Source organism: Chitinophaga sp. 05T412 (assembly GCF_056396465.1).
The window spans coordinates 116078-134775 of record NZ_JBFTLN010000016.1 but is presented as its reverse complement, the minus strand read 5'-3'; the positions used below and the strand labels follow the sequence as shown (position 1 = coordinate 134775).

Sequence of the window (18698 nt, the reverse complement as noted above, 5' to 3'; positions counted from 1 at the left end):
AAGCAATATTCTTTTCATAGTTATTTATCCCACCAAACTCTGGTTGTTAATAAATCCGGACCTTGTCTTTTTACTGCTTCCTGGTAGTGTGCACCGTTAATACCTTGTTCTGATATAGAGTAAGGTAAACGGCGGGGAATAGTACCACCAGTCGCATTGCCCACGTAATTAACCGGTACCAGTACAGGGTAGCCGGTGCGTCTCCAGTTAGCATAGGCTTCCTGTTCATCCAGGAATAATGCGGCCCACAATTGTGTATGAATCTGGTTCATTTGTGCGTCAGGAGTACCAGCTACATTCAATGCATGTGCAGTTACGTACTGGTTGATCTTAGCATCTGTGATGACACCCGCAGGGCCAAACAGTGACCAATTCTTCAACGCAGCTGTAACGCCGTCGTTGTAATACTGTGCTTTATCACCGGATACCCAGCCACGTAAGGCGGCTTCAGCGAGTAACAAGTTGGTTTCTGCATTACTTAAAATCAATAGCGGTGCTGCATTATTTAAAACAGTAGCCGGATTAGGTTCTGAGAAAGTGACGAATTCAGCGGTCCTTTTATCGGAACCATTCGGCATGCCTTTCTGAATGGCAGCGGAAGTATCAGGTACATTATTATTCCATACCACTGACACTACTCCCAGGCGGGGATCATTATTATTTTTCAGGAAGTCGATCCAGGTTTTGCTGTATTTACCCCATTCTATATTTTCTGCACCGTGGGAATTCAGGCTATAATCCTGTCCTACGAGTTCAAATGCCACGGGATTGTTGTTATATGTCTGCGGCCCGTTGCTGTAGCCTATTACAGCACTCTCTTTTCCCTGGAGGATAACGCCGCCGGCGAATGCTTTCTGTACCCAATCTTTCGCTACTACTTTACCATCTGTTACTTTGGTAGCGCGCATGGCTACTCTCAGCATCAGTGCATAGCCGAATTTTTTCCAACTGGCGACATTACCTTTATACAGCAAATCGGCGTCTTTGAAAGTAACAGCAGTTGCGCTGGGATCAAATGCTTTGATGGCTTCATCCAATTCCTTTAGCATGTCTACGTAAATATCTGCCTGTGCATCGTATTTAGGCAGAAATACACCACTCCTACCCTGGGAAGCTTCTGAATACGGCACATCTCCATAGAGATCTGTGATACGCTGCATCAGCAATACTTTCCAAATTCGGGCGGCCGATAGTTTATTTACTTCCGCTATATGCTCCGGTGTTTTCAGCGCAGTAATGATTTCCTGCAGGGTAAGGATCGCATTGGTATAAATGTAACGATAGTAATAACCCTGGTAAAAATCATTCGCCGCGTATTTATCACCGGCGCCGGCGCCCGCAATTTCCTTCGCCGTTGAAAAGTGCTGCACATAGTTACCGCACTGCAGGTAAGAAGTATAAAAGTAAGTTCTGTCGTATACCAGGTTACCTTTCAACAAGCTCTGTGTAAAGAGATAATCGACATTCGGCTTAGAAGAAGCATTAGGATTTGTATTCAATTTTTCAAATCCTTTGTCACAGGATGACAGTCCAAGTACTGTACCCATGAGAAATATATATTTATATCTGGCCAATCGTTTCATAAATATTTTTTTTAAACGTGAACTACAGTTTTACCATGAGGTTGATACCATAACTCCTGGTGCGTGGCACGGCGAACATTTCAAAGCCCTGCGCATTCCTGTTACTAAAGGCTGATTCAGGATCGACGTTCGGTGCGTTTTTATACAGGATGAAGAGGTTTCTCGCTACAAATGAAACGGTAGCTGATTGCACTTTTGCGAAGGCCACTGCATTAGTAGGGATGTTGTAGCTCAACACTACCTGTCTTAATTTAATGAAGCTGGCATCGTATACAAATTTCTCGGAAAGGTTTTTGAAGTTATCGTAGTACTGTTGCAAACCGTTGCCATAAGTAAATGTTTTGGTGAACGGCTTATCATCAGTATCCACACCGGTTACCGTTAATCCTTCTTCTCTGCCTGGCAGGGTAATTTTACTTAATCCAAAGCGGGTGGCATACAGGTTGGTACCGGAATATACATAACCGCCAAATTTACCGTCGATCAGGAAGCTCAGGTTAAATTGTTTATAACGGAAGCTGTTAGTAATACCTCCGCCCCATGGTGCAATACCTGTTCCCAGATCCTTTTGCTCGTTTACTTCGTAGCCATTGGACTTGTTGTAAATTGTTTGTCCCTGTGCATTCTTCTTGGCACCAAAGCCACGGATCATGCTATAAGGCTTACCTACTTCTGCGAAGATGAACGCATAGCTGTTTACGGCTCTGTCCAATTCCAGTTTATCTAGGCCATTATTAAGTTTCAACACTTCGTTTTTATTGTATGATGCGTTGAAAGTCACCTCCCAGTTAAAATCTTTTTTCTTCACAGGAGTACCGGAGAACATCACTTCCACGCCTTTATTGCTCATTTCGCCCACATTCAGATAAGCGTAGTTGTAGCCGGAACCTTGAGAAATTGCCGCCTGCATGATATCATCGGTAGTTTTACGTTGGTATACGGTGATATCCGCAGATAATCTATTTTGCAGGAAGCGACCTTCGACACCAAATTCCAGGGTAGTAGACGTAAATGGTTTCAGGTCCTGGTTAGGCGCCATCAGCTCACCAGAGCCAACGCCGTTTGTTTGTGTGGGTGTTTGGAGTGGTAGTCCAAGGTGTCCTCCACCGGGTACCATGCTATAGGTTTGGTTCAACGCATAAGGCGTTGGTGCACCACCACCTACCTGTGCCCAGGAGCTTCTAACTTTAGCAAAATTTACCCAGGAAGGCATTCTAACCGCTTCAGACAGCAGGAAGCTGGCACCGAAGGAAGGATAAAATATATTATTCTTCTTTTTAGATAAAGTAGAGAACCAATCGTTACGGCCGGTAGCAGAGAAATACAACAGGTCTTTAAAAGAGAGGTCTATGGAACCGAAAAGAGAATTGGTTCCCTGATGCCGGTTAATATTTTTAACACTTAAATTCTTTACGTTCGACTGATCATAAAAACCCGGTTCGAAGAAGCCTTTACCATCAAAAATAGTTTCATCTGATTTGGAGCGACGTTGGTTACCACCGGCCATAGCTGTCAAACCGAGGTCTTTACTCAGTTTAGTCTGGTAGTTCAGCGTCAGTTCACCGTTTGTTTCAGTGATAGCAGCTGTATTTTGCGCATAAAAACCATCAGATGCATAAGCGGTACCAGAAGGTACTATCCCTACATAACCGGCGTTGGTATAATCATGGTTAACACGACCACGAACAAACAGGTTATCCAGGATATTGTATTTGATACTTACGTTCCCGATAAAGCGGTTACGGTTGTCGTTATTCTGGAATTTATTAAGAATGAAATATGGATTACCTGCGAAGTCAGAAGAATTCCATCTTACTTCGTTTCCGTCTTTACCGTAGCCGGGATTCATATTCCGGATATCTACGGTGTTAGCCAGCATATAAGTACTCCAATTCAGGTTACCAGGAGCATCAGACACGTTGCTTCTGTTCTCTGCTTTTTMAATATTATACTGCGCAAATGCTTCTACTGCAAGCTTTTTACTCAGGTTGGAGTTTACGGCTGCAGTGAATATTTTTTTATTCAGGTGCTGGTTAGGCGCCAATGCACGATTATTCATATCAGAGAGAGAGGCGCGGAAAGTAGTGCTTTCATTACCACCGGCAAAAGATACGGTGTTGGTGAAAGTGGTACCTGTGCGGTAGAAATTTTTGATGTTATTTTTCTGTGGAGAATAAGGACGTCCTACACCATCAAACTGCACCACATTGCTACCATCCATTTTAGCTCCCCAGGAAAGGCGGCCGGCGCTGATAGCGGATGATTGATCTGTTGGCTTTGCGCCGTTCTGACCGGAACCATAATCGTATTGCCAGTCAGGAATAATAGCAGGTGTTTCAGCAGTGAAAGTGGAGTTGTAGTCTACACCAATTCCTTTTCTGGTTACCCCTTTTTTAGTTGTAATCAGGATAACGCCATTGGCTGCACGGGAACCGTAGAGAGCAGCAGCGGGGCCGCCTTTCAATACCGTAATGCTCTCGATGTCGTCTGGATTGATACCACCAATACCATCACCACGGTCTGCGTTCAGACCAATAGCACCATTACCGCTGGCAGGCATATTTTGCGTGGTATTGTCGATGGGCATACCGTTGATTACATACAATGGCTGGTTGTCGCCATTCAGGGAACCCGTACCACGGATGATCACGCGACTGGAACTACCAGGACCTGCAGCGGAACTACTTGAGTTTACACCGGCAATTTTTCCGGTTAAAGCATCTGCTACGTTGATTTCGCGGGCCTGGGTAAATTCACTGCCTTTCACTTCTGTTACCGCATAGGCCACGGCTTTCTTTTCCTTTTTGATACCCAACGCAGTCACCACCAGTTCACCCAGTGCTTTGGAAGCCTGGTCCAGCTGGATGTTCACTTGCGTTTGGCCAGGTGCTACTTTCACTTCTTTCCTTTCATATCCGATATAACTAACGGCGAGGGAGATGTCGGCAGCATGGTTGGCAGGCATGTTTAAAGTAAATTTTCCGTTGGCATCGGTAACTGCGCCTACTCCTTTTGCGGACAGCAAGGAGATCGTAGCGCCAATAATTTGTTGTCCATCAGGTCCCTTTACGGTACCTGAGATGGATTTGTTGGCAGGTGCCTGGGCGTAACTCCCAAAACAAAACAAGAGGCTCAGTACAGGTAGCATCAGTTTCGTGAAAGTTGCCAGCTTTATGACATTTTTCATCATTGTGGTTTGGTTGATAGTTCTTCAAATAATGCGGAAATACTGCTCTAAAATAGGTATTTAGTTTATTTCTGCAAATAATTTGCAACTATATTCTGCAAATAAATCGCAAACAAGATTGAAATAATGTATCAATTTATTGGTTATTAATATTTTATCATTTTACAACTTTTGCAGAAAAATTATTTTTACTGTCAAAAGTGCAAAATCGATATTGAACACATATTTTTGCGCTAATATTATTTTACCCGGCAGTCCGAAACTTTGCAAATGCTGGGATTTTTAACTATCATCACCCTCTGAATCGTCGCAACGCTATGGATAGTCCGAACACGCAGGAGCAGCTTCCTTTTGCTTCCCTCACTAAAAAAGCGAGGAAGCAGTTAATTATACAGCAGGTAAATATTCATACCCGCATCACCTACTCCGAACTGGTGGGACTGATCAACGTATCAGAAGACACCATCCGGAGAGATGTAAATGAACTGGCGGAAGACGGAGAAGTAGTGAAAATTAAGGGAGGCGCCATGTCTATCGCCTACCATTATGGGCATGAATCGCAGACCTATGCACAGAACAATAAACTGGTCATCGCGGAAAAAACCCTGCAGCTTCTCCGGGACGATATGATCGTTTTAATCGGTGGGGGCACCACTATCCGGGAATTCATCAAAAAAATCCCCGCTACCCTCCGTGCCACTTTTATCACCGTGAACGTGCTCTCCGCCGTAGAGTTGCTTGATAAGCCTATGATAAAAACAATTGTCATCGGTGGACAAATTTCTGCCTATAGCCAGATGACCGTAAGTGGGGAAGTATTTGAGTACCTGTCCAACATCAAGGCGGACCTCTGTATCATTGGTACCAACGCCATTGACCCGGTGAATGGCTTAACGGACGCCGACTGGGAAACCATACAGGTAAAGAAAGCCATGATCAAGGCAACAGAGAAAGTAGCCATACTGGCTATTTCTGAAAAGCTGAACTCTTCCATGAAGATGAAAATAGCCGATCTGCAGGATATTCATTACCTCATTACTGAACTCCCCGCCGACAGCCCCGAATTACAGGCCTACAAAGCGAAAAACCTGACTATCTTATAACCCGGAAAATCCGTTAAAATTTTCCTGATCTCGTAAATAGTTTTCCTGATTACATAAACCCACCGGCCGCGGCTATTCTAATTTTGTGCCGCTTATTAAAGATCGACGGTGTTTATGAATCAATTTTTTACGAAGACAATTTTCCGCAGCGCAGGCTGCCTGCTGGCCTTTTCAATTACAACCGCCCATGCGCAGACCGCTGGCCAGGACAGCATCCCCGGGATGAGTACTACCCAGCTGCGCGATGTAGTGGTGGTATCTTCCAGAATTCCCCAACAAATCAGCAATATACCCGGTACTGTTTGGGTGATCGACAGTACTAAACTTCAAACGCAAATCAAGGCCGGTGTTCCTTTGAAAGAAGCACTGGGCATACTTATTCCCGGACTGGACCTCGGTGGACAGGGACGTACCAACAACGGACAAAATCTCCGCGGCAGAGAAGTACTGGTGATGATCGATGGTGTGTCGCTGAACAGCACCCGTGGCGTAAGCCGGCAGTTCGACGCCATCGACCCGTTTAATATCGAAAAAATTGAAGTACTCTCCGGCGCCAGCGCCATTTATGGTGGCGGCGCTTCCGGCGGTATTGTTAATATCATCACGAAAAAAGGCGTGCGTCATGGCGTAGCCTTCGAAACAGAAATAGGCGGCAGAAGTGGCTTAAGAAACAGCGATGACCACGATCTTCGTATAGCCCAGTCCGTATCTGCCGGCAACGAGAAAATCAGTGGCCGCATTGGCGCCGCCTTTCAGAAAAACAGCGCCGCTTATGATGCCAACAACCAACAGGTCAGGATGGATATCACCCAAACCGATCTGCAATACAACCGCTCCATCGACATCTTCGGAAACGGTGAATGGCGTATTTCTCCCAAACAATCATTAAGTGTAGCCGCACAATACTACGATTCCCGTTTTGATGGCCATAAAGGCCTCTACCTGGGTCCTGACCTCAGCGGCACCTTCGGTGGTAAGCCGGAGCTGATTAGTGTAAAAGATGGCTTTGAATCTGATGTAAACCCAATGTCCAAAAGAGCCACTGCCAATCTGAATTATCGTATTACCGATGTACTCGGACATCAGGATATTTATGTACAGGCGTTTGGCAGATCCGAGCGTTTTAACTTCTATCCTTTCCCGGGCACCCTCTCCTACACAGATGCTGCCGGCGCTAAAAAGAGCATCCCCAATATGGGCGCTTCCAGCCAGAACACAGATGTATATGGATTTAAACTGGTACTGGCTAAAAAATGGAAGACGCTGAACGTCAGCTATGGCATAGATGGCGAACATGAAAATTTCGAATCAAAACAAACCTACTTTGATGCCGCCACTTCCTACACCTCTGGTGGTTTGATCAACAAAACCTTTGCAGTAGCCGGACGCTATCCGCATATTGGCATCAACAGCATCGCCGGATTTGCGCAGGCAGGCTGGAATATTCTTTCTTCTCTGACGTTATCAGCAGGTATCCGTCAACAGCGGATTCATGTTAAAGTAGATGATTTTGTTGACTATCGCCAACAGGCGCTCATCGCCTATGGTATTGGTAAAACGGCCGATGCGGTGACAGGTGGAGAGAAAAGCTACAACATCACTTCTTTCAATGGCGGCCTGGTGTATAAAGTAACGAAGGCCATGCAAACCTGGATGAATTTCTCGGAAGGCTTTTCCCTGGCAGATCCTGCCAAATATTACGGCACTGGTAGCTACAAACTCATCGACCAACACTGGACATTACAAAATGGCGCCAGCGTAGGGTCGTCACCGTTAAGTGGTATCAAAACTCACCAGTTTGAAGCCGGATGGAGATGGAAGCAAAGTGGCTGGAACGCGCAAACTGCCTTGTTCTACACCCGTTCCAACAAAAATATTCAGTATACTGCTGCTACCCTCACCCTGCTGTTGATTGATCAGCCCCGCAGAAATTACGGTATTGAAGGTGCGTTGTCTTATAACTTCAACAATGGTATTGAAGCCGGTACTAATTTCCTGCTGATAAAATCAGAAAACAAAAACAATGGTAGTTGGCAAAAGCAAACCGTTACCGATGCCAGTCCTTCTAAAGTAGTCACTTTCGCAGGATGGCATAACCGCCTGTTTAATGTTCGTTTGCAGGATGTACAAAGCTTTCGCTTAAAAGATGATGCCGGTAACCAATTATCCGACTTCAACACACTGGACCTGGTGGGTGGCGTAAAATTACCTTTTGGTCGTTTAACAGCGGGTGTACAAAACCTGTTGAACCGCAACTACCAAAGCATCTGGAGCCAGAGAGCGCAGGTGTTCTACAAAGCGTTAGGCAGTGCAGCTACTTATGAATTCATGGGACGTGGCAGAACGTATTCATTGACTTATACGATTACTTATTAGAGCAAAAAGCAGAAAGCAAAAAGCAAAAAGCTATTGTAGCGAGTGATCAAAACGTATAACACTCGCTACAATAGCTTTTTGCTTTTTGCTTTCTGCTTTCTGCTATTTTGCTGGCTTCTTATCAAATAACGACGCCGGTTTTATCTTCTCATACTCCACTACCCCGGTTTGTTTGGCCCACTCGAAATAAGCAGCAGACAACTCATTTACGATCTGTGTATTTTTAGCCGCCAGATCATTGGTCTCTCCACGATCCTGCTCTACATCATACAATTCCCAGCGATACTGCGGATAAATGGATACCAGTTTCCATTTACCTTTTCTTACGGCCCTGTTGCCGGCGCGCTCCCAAAAAAGAGGCGCCTCACGGTTTACCGCTTCGTCACGGAAAAACAGTCCGGTAAGGCTTTTCCCAGGCAATGCATTTACCTTTATCCCATTATATTTTTCCGGATACTTCACGCCTGCTACTTCATAAAAAGTGGGCGCCAGATCTATCAGATGGGCAGTTCCTTTAGAGATCGTGCCCCCTTTAATTTTACCGGGAAACMAGGCAATCAGCGGAGAACTGATACCACCTTCATACATAAAGTTTTTGAAGGCCCTGAAAGGGCTGTTGGATACGAAAGACCAGTTTTTCCCCTGGGATTCAAAAGAGCCGGCTGTACCCACCGGGCCGGTATTCCTGGCTGCTTTAGGCCCCCAATGCGCCACATCTTCCGCAGGAGCGCCATTGTCTGAAATGAATATCACCAGCGTGTTATCGTCTTTCTTCAGTGCTTTCAACGCATCCAGTACTTTGCCTACTCCCTGGTCCATCCGGTCTACCATAGCGGCATACACCTCCATCTTCGATTTCCAGAGCTGCTTTTCATCCCAGGTAAGACTATTCCATTCCGGCACTTCTTCATCGCGGGGAGCCACTGTTTGACGAGGGTCCAGTATGCCCAGTTGTTGTTGCCGTATTAAACGCTCGTGGCGAAGAGAGTCCCAGCCAATATCATATCTCCCTTTATACTTTGCAATATCCTCCGGCAATGCCTGCAAAGGCCAGTGCGGCGCATTAAAAGCAAGATATAAAAAGAAGGGCTTGTTGGCTTTGCTTTGTTCCTGCAGGTATTTCACGGCATGGCCGGCAATTTCATCGGTGAAGTAATAGCTGTTATCTGCCGGATGCAGGCGCTGATTATTCTCTACCAGCACCACCGGATACTGACCTCCTCCCAATGGCATAGGCTTCGCATCGAAGTAGTCGGCGCCTCCGCCTATTACGCCGTAATATTGCTCAAAGCCACGTTGATTGGGCCAGGAAAGACTATCGTTTCCTACATGCCATTTCCCCGACATCAATGTACTATAACCCGCTGTTTTCAGCACCTCTGCCAGCGTCAGTGATTCTTTGTTCAAAAAGCCCTGATAAGCAGGCAGGCCCAGGTTTACATCGAAATAGCCGATGCCCGCTTTATGCTGATACTGACCACTCAGCAAAGAGGCACGGGTGGGCGCACAAATAGAGTTATTGTAAAACTCTTTCAGGCGCAGTCCTTCGGCAGCCAGCCGATCGAGGTTGGGTGTACGTATTTCAGAGCCATAGGCGCCCAGATCCGAATATCCCATATCATCCACCATGATGAGAATAATATTCGGCTTTTTCGTTTGTGCGGATACGTTAGTAGTCCATATGGCTGCTGCTATTAAAGCAGGTAATAATTTTTTCATGATTCTTTTTTTGTGTGTGGCATTATTTGTTCCGCTTTCCTGCGGCAGGCTGGCTCCCGCCAGTAGGGCCTGCAAATCCTGACGGACCAGTGGGTTTTATTTTATCATAATCCACCACCTCATTTTCTTTGGCCCAGTTATCATAGGCTGCTGCCAGTTCCTTTACCACCTGAGGTTCCTGTGCCGCGAGGTTGTTGGTTTCCGCCCGGTCTGTTTCCAGGTTATACAGCTCCCATTGTTTGGATGGCCAGGAGGAAATCAGTTTCCACTTTCCTTGCCGCACGGCCCTGTTGCCGGCGCGTTCCCAGAAGAGCGGCACTTTACGGGTAATTTCCTGCTGCGCAAACAGCAATGGGGTTAAGCTAATGCCAGGTAAAGGATTGGTGTTGATATGGTGGTAGGAAGATGGATATGCAGCACCACCTATTTCATAAAATGTAGGCGCCAGGTCTATCAGGTGTGCAGTACCCCGTGCAATGCCTCCAGCCTTTATCCTGGCTGGATACCAGGCTATCAATGGTGAGCTGATACCTCCTTCATAGGCACTGGCCTTGTAAGAACGGAATGGCGTGTTAGATACATGTGCCCAGCTTTGTTCCTGATAATCATATGATCCTGCTGATCCAATGGGACCGGAACTACGTGGCCTTTTTCTGCCGGTTGGTATAAAACCGCCCTGGGCACCGTTATCGGAGATAAACACGACCAAGGTATTTTCGTCTTTCTTCAACTCTTTTAACTTCGTTAATATCTTACCAATGCCCTGGTCCATGCGGTCAATCATGGCAGCGTATACTTCCATTTTCCTTTGCCATAATTGTTGTTCATCCCAGGTGAGGCTTTCCCAGGCGGGTACTTCCGGATCGGGTGCAATGGTGGCATTCGGCGCTATGATGCCTAACTTCTTTTGTTGGATAATCCGTTCCCTGCGTAGTGAATCCCAGCCGATGGCGTAGCGGCCTTTGTACTTTGCAATATCTTCCGGCAATGCCTGTAGTGGCCAGTGTGGCGCATTGTAGGCCACATACAAAAAGAAAGGTTTGTTTAATTTATTCTGTTCGTCCAGGAATTTCACGGCGTGGCCGGCAATTTCATCGGTGAGGTAATGTCCTGGTTGCAGGTTGAAAGAACGATTGTTTTCTACAAGCGGTACTGGTGGCGCCTTATCCGGGTAGCTACCAATATCAAAATAGTTACTGGCGCCGCCAATAAAGCCAAAAAACTGGTCGAACCCACGTTGATTAGGCCAGGCGATACTATCATCTCCCACATGCCACTTTCCTGACATGAGTGTGCTGTAACCCGCGTCCTTCAGCACTTCGGCCAATGTCAGTGATTCCCTGTTCAGGTATCCCTGATAAGCCGGCAGTCCGAGGTTTACGTTAAAATAGCCCACACCCGCTTTATGATTGGATTGACCGGTAAGCAATGATGCGCGGGTAGGCGCGCAGATGGAGTTATTATAAAACTCCTGTAACCGCAGTCCTTCCGCCGCCAGGCGGCTGAGATTAGGCGTCTGTATTTCCGAGCCATACGGTGCGATGTCTGAGTAGCCCATATCATCCACCATAATCAGGATGATATTAGGACGTGCGGCCTGTTTTTGTTGGGCCAGGCTCCCATAGCTGACACCGAGCCACAGGAGCAGAAAGCATATTTGTTTCATTCGTTGGTATTTAGGTATTAGTAGTTCACCCAAAGCGGGTCTTGTTTCAACTTTGGATTCAGGTTCAATTCACGTTGTGGCGTTGGAAAATGAATGTGACGGGGCGCCGCCAGTGTTTTGCCTGCTGCTTTTAATACTTTCACATAGTAATCCGGGCCTCTTCTTACCAGGTCAAACCAGCGCTGGTATTCATATACCAGTTCTTTCCTTCGCTCCTGGAAAACGCTGTCGCGGAAATTATCTGCGCTCAATCCCGGCGCTATATCCTGCAGTCGCGGTACATTGGATCTTTGCCGTACCGCATCGATGGCGTTATATGCAGCGGCGGAAGGACCATGGTTCACTTCATTCAATGCTTCTGCATAAATGAGCAATACCTCTGCATACCGGATAATGGGTAAATTTTTCGAGGATTCGCCCTGGCTGCCTACTACCGCCGGATCGTAATATTTATTCAGGTGTGGTTCGAAGGTGTACAGTTTACCATCTGTGGGGCTGGTCATCTGGGTCACAAATGTGACGGATTTGCGGGCATCCCCTTCGCCAAAACTTTCATATAGCCCTCCCTGTTTGTGTAATGCGTCGGCATAATCGCCGTTAATGCCGGGCACTTCATTGGGAGCAGAGCGGCTGGCAAGGCTATTTCCCTGGTAGGCGGAATTGCCCTGGAACTGCGCAGAGAAAATATGTTCCTTTCCATTTTTCTTCGCTACATTAAACACATCCGCGAAGTTTTCAAACAGTTCGTACCAGTGGAGATCGATGATCTCCTTACTTTTATCGGCAGCCAGCTGCCAGTCTTTTTTTGTGAGATATACTTTGGCCAGCAGACTCTTGGCAGATCCGGCAGTAGCGCGGCCGATGTCTGCCGGGCCATATTCCGCCGGTGCCGGCAGATGTTCTGCCTCCTGCAGGTCCTGGATGATTTGTTGGTATACTGCCTGTTCCGGTGCTTTCTCTACATATAATGCGTCCGGTGATAATGATGCCGGCGCATGCAGCACCAGTGGCACCGGGCCAAACCATCTCACTAAATTAAAATAATGTAATGCCCGCAGGAACTTAGCTTCATTGATCAGGCGTGTTCTGATGGTTTCGGTGATACTACCCTTACGGATCAACGCAATCTGATCAATAGCAATATTGGAGACATTGATGGCGTCATAGCTCTGTTTCCACAGCTGCTCCATCCGATCATTGGAAGCATCATGCGTAAGACCGGAAATAGCGCGCACATGGGCATTCCGGGCTCTTGGCCCTGCTTCATAATCATCTGTAGCCATTTCCACGCCTATCTGAAAAAGGCTGTTGTACAATGATTGTCCTGTTTCATATAGTTTGCGATAGGCGGCTGTTACCGCGGCATTCGCTTCTGCTTCATTCTGATAAAAATTATCGGAAGTAATGACTGCTTCCGGCTGTTCATCCAGTCTGGTGCAGGATGCCACCGTTATGGCCAGTAGTATAATGATATATATCTTTTTCATGTGCCCTGGTTTTTAGATAAATAATATGGATCAGAAAGTAATCCTGGCGCCGCCGCTAATGGTACGTGCTACCGGGTAAATACCCAGGTCTGTTCCGGGTGAAACGTTGTTGCCGGAAGTCACTTCCGGATCGAAACCGGTGTATTTTGTCCAGGTGAATAAATTTTGTGCCGTAGCAAATACATTCACCGCCGATATTTTTCCGGTGATTCGTTTAGGCAGGGTATATCCCAACGTAATGCTTTTCACCCGCAGGAAGGAACCGTCTTCAATAAAGCGATCTGAGAAAACCGGCGCAGGGTCCAGCTTTGCGCGGGGAATTGTTTGGCTGGGATTCGTGGGTGTCCAGCGATCGAGCGCAGATGATGCAGCCCCTTGCTGACCATTAAATAACTCCAGCGACTGCCGGTTGGAATTCAATATTTTGTTGCCATAAGAACCTTGTAGCAGCAGGGATAAATTAAATCCCTTCCAGGAGAAGTTGTTGGTGAGCCCAAAAATGAAGTCTGGTTGCGCATTGCCGATAATTGTTCTGTCGGCAGCGGTAGTGAAGTTGCCATCTCCATTAATATCTTTATACAGTCTGTCGCCGGGTTTTGGGACGGCATTACCGGTCAGTTTCCCCTTCTTCCCTTCTTCCCCGGTTTGCAGAATGCCGTCTGTTACCGTGCCGTAAAAGCTGCCCAGCGGCTCTCCCACGCGTATAATGTAGTTGCCGCTGATATAAGACTGCGCACCATTTCCAATGGTTAACACCTTATTGCGATTCACAGATACATTCAAATCAGTTCCCCACGTAAACGCCCCCACGAAGTTCTTACTGCTCACGCTTATTTCTATTCCTTTATTTTGTACGCTACCAAAGTTTTGCAGGGAGGATGCCTGCCCGGAAGTCCATGGTATTTCTACATTCAGGAGCAGGTTGGTGGTTTTCTTATAATAGCCATCCAGCGTTAGCAGTAGTCGGTTATCGAAAAATCCGATATCAACACCCACGTTGTACTGGAAAGTTTTCTCCCAGCCGAGATGGTCGTTCGCCAGGCGGGAAGGCGCAAACCCCGTAGCAATGTCTTTTCCAAAAAGATATCCCAGTGTATACAGGGTGGCAAGCGACTGGTACTCTCCTATTTCGAGATTGCCCGTGGTACCAAAGCTGGCCCTGAGTTTCAGGTCACTGATTTTTTTAGACAGCGGCGCAAAAAATGATTCGTTGCTCACTCTCCACGAGGCGGCGGCAGAAGGGAAATAGCCCCATTTATTTCCTTTACCAAAACGGGAAGAGCCATCCGCACGGATACTGGCAGTGAAATAATAGCGACTGTTATAATTATAATTTATCCGGGAGAGATAAGAATGCAATACCCATGCGGTAGCGTCGGAATAGGGTCGTACCAGCGTAGACCCGCCCTGCAGGTTATTATACGTCAGATCATCTGTTACAAAGCGCTGAGCACCGGCCCTGGTAATATCACTTTTAAATTCCTGCTGCGTAAATCCGGCCAACACATCGAGGGCGTGTTTATGAAATACACGGTTATAGGAAATGGTATTTTCATTGAGCCAGGAATAACTGTTGTAAGTGCCTTTCGCTGCACTTCCTTTGGTTAACAGCCCTTCATAAATAGAGGATGGTATGTAGTTCTTTTCGGTGTTATTACTCACGTCGGCGCCCATCAGTACCTTCAGATTTAGTCCTTCTATCAGGCTGTATTCTGCGAAGGCAGTACCTAACAAGCGATTGGCAGTAGACTTGTTAATCTGTTCCTGTATGGTGGCGATTGGGTTAGCGAAAATATTTTCAAATGGATTACGTAGGGTATAGCTCCCGCTGGCATCGTAGATGGTTGCCGTGGGCGGCATCTGCAGCAGGGACGTGATAATACCGGAAGGCGCTACGTTGGCATCGGATTTACTCACGGTAAGATTGGCGCCTATCTTCAATTTGTCGTAGGGTTGTGCATCTATGTTGGCCCGCAAACCAATCCGGGAAAAGTCTGTATTTTTCAGAATACCTTCCTGGTTGAAATAGTTCCCGGAAATAAGGTACCGCGTTTTAGGCGTTCCACCGCTGACGGACAACTGATGATTTTGTTGCGGAGCGGTCCGGAAGGCAGCATCCTGCCAGTCGGTGCCAGCGCCTAGTTTATCGATATCGGCTTGCGACAGGTACTGATACTTTCCTTTGGTGGGATCTGTATCATAGAAGGCATCATTTCTGAGTATGGCAAAATCATGCGCGTTGAGTACATCTATTTTTTTGCGGAGCGACTGTACCCCATAACTTCCTTCATAGGTAACGCTGTTTCTGTCGGCTTTTCCTTTGCGGGTAGTAATGATCACTACGCCGTTGGCGCCTCTGGAGCCATAGATAGCGGTGGCAGACGCATCTTTCAGGATATCTATACTTTCAATATCGGATGGATTGATGCTGGCTAGTGGATTTACCGGTGTGCCGGTGAGAATACCGGGGCCGGCAGGGCTGTTGTAAACCGGAAATCCATCTATCACATACAGGGGCTCATTTCCACCTTGTATGGAGCTACCACCGCGAACGCGGATACTCACGCCGCCACCGGGCTGCCCGGATGTTTGCGTTACCTGCACGCCTGCTACGGCCCCTTTCAGCGCCTGGTCAACAGAACTGAGTGGCTGTTTTAGCAAAGGGCCGGAAACGGCGGCAATAGCGCCGGTAAGATCACTTTTCTTTTGTGTACCATAGCCTACCACTACCACATCGTTCAGTTGACTTTGTACGGGTTCCAGCGGAATTTCGATGTGTTCTCCGTTGGCGGTGATTTCCAGGCGGCGATAACCGATATAACTAACGATGAGTATGTACGGAAATTTCTGACCGGTGACAAAAGTGAATCGTCCGGCTGCGTCTGCAGACACGCCGTGGGTGGTGCCTTTAATGTTTATCACAGCGCCTGGTAATGGTTCGTGTGTTTTAGCATCCACTACTAAGCCGGTAAGATGTGAGTTGATCAAAGGCGTACCGGGTGTTTGTGCCAGAAGGGCAACAGGGAAAATAAATAGCAGGAAGAAGCCCGCCTTTAACAGGTGTGTTTCTCGTAAAATTTGTCGCATTGTAAAACAACATTTAATCTGCTGATCAGTACCGTGACCACATCAGATAGCAGGAAAGCCTATACCGTGTGAGTAAAGGGCATAGTATCCCTTCTGTCACCTGGTTAAATGAACAGCATGAATGAATAAGTATTAAAAAGAAGGTGCCGGGAAATGGCTACTGCATTACACTACAGACGAAACAGCACCTTGTTTCGCCACTGACAGAGAAGATGTGAGATGTTGACATCTGGCTTGTTTTATTGGTTGAGAATGGTGTTGTTGTCATAGCGGCGTCTTCCCGATAGTTTTATGTGGTGGTGCTAAAAACTATAAGGGTTTTCGTTCCTGCTGTAAGTAGTGTTGACGACGCTGTGTTTTGAACAACGGCGTAAAAGTAAAGATAATTTTATTAGTACACAAACTTAGTAGACTATTAATTTTTAAACTTTATGCATTCCCTGGCGTCCAACTAATGAAAAACCTAATCGAACCATGAAAAAGTTCACATTCGCTTTACTGTTGTTAGCAGCAGTAATCGGCACCGGATCAACAGCATATGCGCAGGTTAGTGTGGGCGTAGGCGTTTCTATCCGGGTAGCACCTCCTCCATTGCGGGTATATACCCAACCGCCCTGCCCATATGATGGATATATCTGGACACCGGGCTACTGGGCTTACGGACCAGATGGATATTACTGGATACCCGGCGCATGGGTGGCGCCACCACGCATCGGTGTGGTTTGGACACCGGGTTACTGGGGATTTGTGGGCGGTATTTATAGCTGGCATACCGGCTACTGGGGCCCTCACGTAGGATTCTACGGAGGAGTCAACTATGGTTATGGATATGGCGGTTCCGGCTTCTATGGCGGTATGTGGCGGGGAAATTCCTACCATTACAATACGGCTTATTCAAACGTGAATACCACGATTGTGCATAACACCTACGTGAACAATACCTACATCAATAACAACACGGTGGTGAATAACCGCAGCAGTTTCAATGGTCCTGGTGGTATTACGGCAAGGCCTACACGTATAGAAACTGCAGCGATGAATGAGCAGCATGTCAACGCTACCTCCGCACAGTTATCGCATGAACAAAGTGCCCGGAATAACCGGAGCATGCTGGCAGCGGGTAACAACGGTCGTATTATGGGTGGAAATCATACTGTCAGACAGGGGACTACTTCTCCCGAAGGAAACCATGGCGGTGCACAGCCCAATCATATTTCCAACAACAATGCTACGGCGCGTATGAGTAACGGCGATGGCGGCAATCATTTTAACAATGCCGGCAATCGTGCAGGAGAAAATCATTTCAATAACGCAGCGCCAAGAGAAAATCATTTTAACAATGGAGGTGGCAATCGCATGGTAGCCATGCAGCACCAGCAGCATTTTTCGCAGCCACATATGAACGGTGGCGGGATGCCTCGCGGCGGTGGAGAACACGGCGGTGGCGGTGGCCATGGTGGTGGTGAACATGGTGGCGGCGGCCGGGGCAGACACTAGCTCCTCAATTACTTCATCTCACCCCATCTATTTCATCCAACAAACTCCTCCTTCATTTCATCCAATGCAAAAAAGCCATCTTTCCGGTGGCTTTTTTCATTTGACCAGGTGCTTTAAAAAAGTATCCGGTGCTGTAGACCCGGATGCTTTTCAGTCTTCCATGATCTGGCAATGGAACCCTGTTTCATTGACCAGCATCATTACTTTTCCTGCGTGAAAATTATCTCCTTCCACGCGCAATACCTTATCGCAATCTTCCAGGTCGAAATTGACTTTACTATCCGGAAAATTTTCGAGCAACAGCGCTACTATTTCCTGTGCTGCTGCTACCCGTCTGACATTTGTTACAAATACTTCTACCATGCTACTAAATTTAAATTACATATAGCTCATAGCAGGATACCCCAATAAGCGGCGCCACAGCGCTATCTGGCCAATACAGTTGGCTTCCCGGTACATGGAAAAAGTCACCATATCCCACACCGGAAAAGACATATTCATCTCCGGAAATTTCAGGATAACATTCAATTCCTCGTCAGTAGCGGATACGATGGCAGCGCGTAACAACGGTGTAATAGTTTCCCAGTCTTTTTTATACACGTCCAACGACGGATAAATCACGTCTGCTTTGATGCCCTGATTTTTACTAAACAGGTGATCTGCGGAAGATTTGGCTTCCACTTTTAAAAAACCGGCCAGATCAAATCGTTGTTGTACGAGGCTGCCAGCGAGCCATGCCACGTGATTAGCGGGTGTATCCAGGCGTTTATGCGCATCTGAATCGGAAATCCCAAACAATGCGTTAGGAAAAAATCCTGTTTGTAAGTCAAATAGTGAAAGAATGCCCAGCATTCTGTTGCTTGCTGTTTCCATTTTCTTATTATTTTTAGGTATTCAAAGTTGTTGTAAGGTAGTTGTTAATCCTTGCAACAGCAGATGCTGTTAAAGCCAATCTTAGGGGGTATTTGCGACAAAAGTCTTAAGTTTGACCAG

General features: G+C 46.8%; 11 protein-coding genes. 3 read left to right on the top strand and 8 right to left on the bottom strand.

Translation table 11 applies throughout. From position 1 onward, the window contains the following. Positions 1 to 20: 20 nt before the first annotated feature. Positions 21 to 1547 (bottom strand): SusD/RagB family nutrient-binding outer membrane lipoprotein, encoded by a 1527-nt coding sequence (locus tag AC1DFM_RS28230; protein ID WP_477080126.1) that lies wholly within the window; start codon positions 1545 to 1547, stop codon positions 21 to 23. Positions 1548 to 1605: 58 nt separating this feature from the next. Next, a complete protein-coding gene (locus tag AC1DFM_RS28225) occupies positions 1606 to 4773 on the bottom strand; it encodes a SusC/RagA family TonB-linked outer membrane protein (RefSeq protein ID WP_477080125.1) in 3168 nt (1055 codons plus the stop codon). Between the two features lie 314 nt (positions 4774 to 5087). Here AC1DFM_RS28225 and AC1DFM_RS28220 point away from each other — a divergent pair, with 314 nt between their 5' ends. Further along, positions 5088 to 5873, top strand: a complete 786-nt coding sequence (locus AC1DFM_RS28220; RefSeq protein WP_477080124.1) for a DeoR/GlpR family DNA-binding transcription regulator — start codon at positions 5088 to 5090, stop codon at positions 5871 to 5873. A 114-nt stretch (positions 5874 to 5987) separates the two neighbouring features. Then, the gene (locus AC1DFM_RS28215; RefSeq protein WP_477080123.1) at positions 5988 to 8249 is read left to right on the top strand and encodes a TonB-dependent receptor; all 2262 of its coding nucleotides are present in this window, start codon (positions 5988 to 5990) and stop codon (positions 8247 to 8249) included. 102 nt (positions 8250 to 8351) lie between these two features. On the opposite strand, the gene AC1DFM_RS28210 is transcribed toward AC1DFM_RS28215, so the two are convergent. Genes AC1DFM_RS28210 through AC1DFM_RS28195 form a run of 4 tightly spaced genes read right to left on the bottom strand, consistent with a single transcriptional unit; the run spans position 8352 to position 16208 of the window. Then, positions 8352 to 9968: an arylsulfatase gene (locus tag AC1DFM_RS28210; RefSeq protein WP_477080122.1), complete on the bottom strand. Its 1617-nt coding sequence runs from the start codon at positions 9966 to 9968 to the stop codon at positions 8352 to 8354. A 22-nt stretch (positions 9969 to 9990) separates the two neighbouring features. After that, the gene (locus AC1DFM_RS28205; RefSeq protein WP_477080121.1) at positions 9991 to 11634 is read right to left on the bottom strand and encodes an arylsulfatase; all 1644 of its coding nucleotides are present in this window, start codon (positions 11632 to 11634) and stop codon (positions 9991 to 9993) included. Between the two features lie 17 nt (positions 11635 to 11651). Then, positions 11652 to 13121 carry a RagB/SusD family nutrient uptake outer membrane protein gene (locus tag AC1DFM_RS28200; protein ID WP_477080120.1) on the bottom strand — a complete coding sequence of 490 codons (1470 nt, stop codon included), beginning with the start codon at positions 13119 to 13121 and terminating at the stop codon, positions 11652 to 11654. A 30-nt stretch (positions 13122 to 13151) separates the two neighbouring features. After that, complete coding sequence (locus AC1DFM_RS28195) at positions 13152 to 16208, bottom strand: SusC/RagA family TonB-linked outer membrane protein (RefSeq protein ID WP_477080119.1); 3057 nt, start codon at positions 16206 to 16208, stop codon at positions 13152 to 13154. A 474-nt stretch (positions 16209 to 16682) separates the two neighbouring features. Here AC1DFM_RS28195 and AC1DFM_RS28190 point away from each other — a divergent pair, with 474 nt between their 5' ends. Continuing rightward, a complete protein-coding gene (locus AC1DFM_RS28190; RefSeq protein WP_477080118.1) occupies positions 16683 to 17705 on the top strand; it encodes a YXWGXW repeat-containing protein in 1023 nt (340 codons plus the stop codon). Between the two features lie 150 nt (positions 17706 to 17855). Here the strand turns inward: AC1DFM_RS28190 and AC1DFM_RS28185 are convergent, their stop codons facing one another. Continuing rightward, on the bottom strand, positions 17856 to 18068 hold the full coding sequence (locus tag AC1DFM_RS28185) for a hypothetical protein (RefSeq protein WP_477080117.1): 213 nt from the start codon (positions 18066 to 18068) through the stop codon (positions 17856 to 17858). 15 nt (positions 18069 to 18083) lie between these two features. Further along, positions 18084 to 18578, bottom strand: coding sequence for a DinB family protein (locus AC1DFM_RS28180; RefSeq protein WP_477080116.1), 495 nt, complete (start codon positions 18576 to 18578; stop codon positions 18084 to 18086). Positions 18579 to 18698 lie beyond the last annotated feature (120 nt).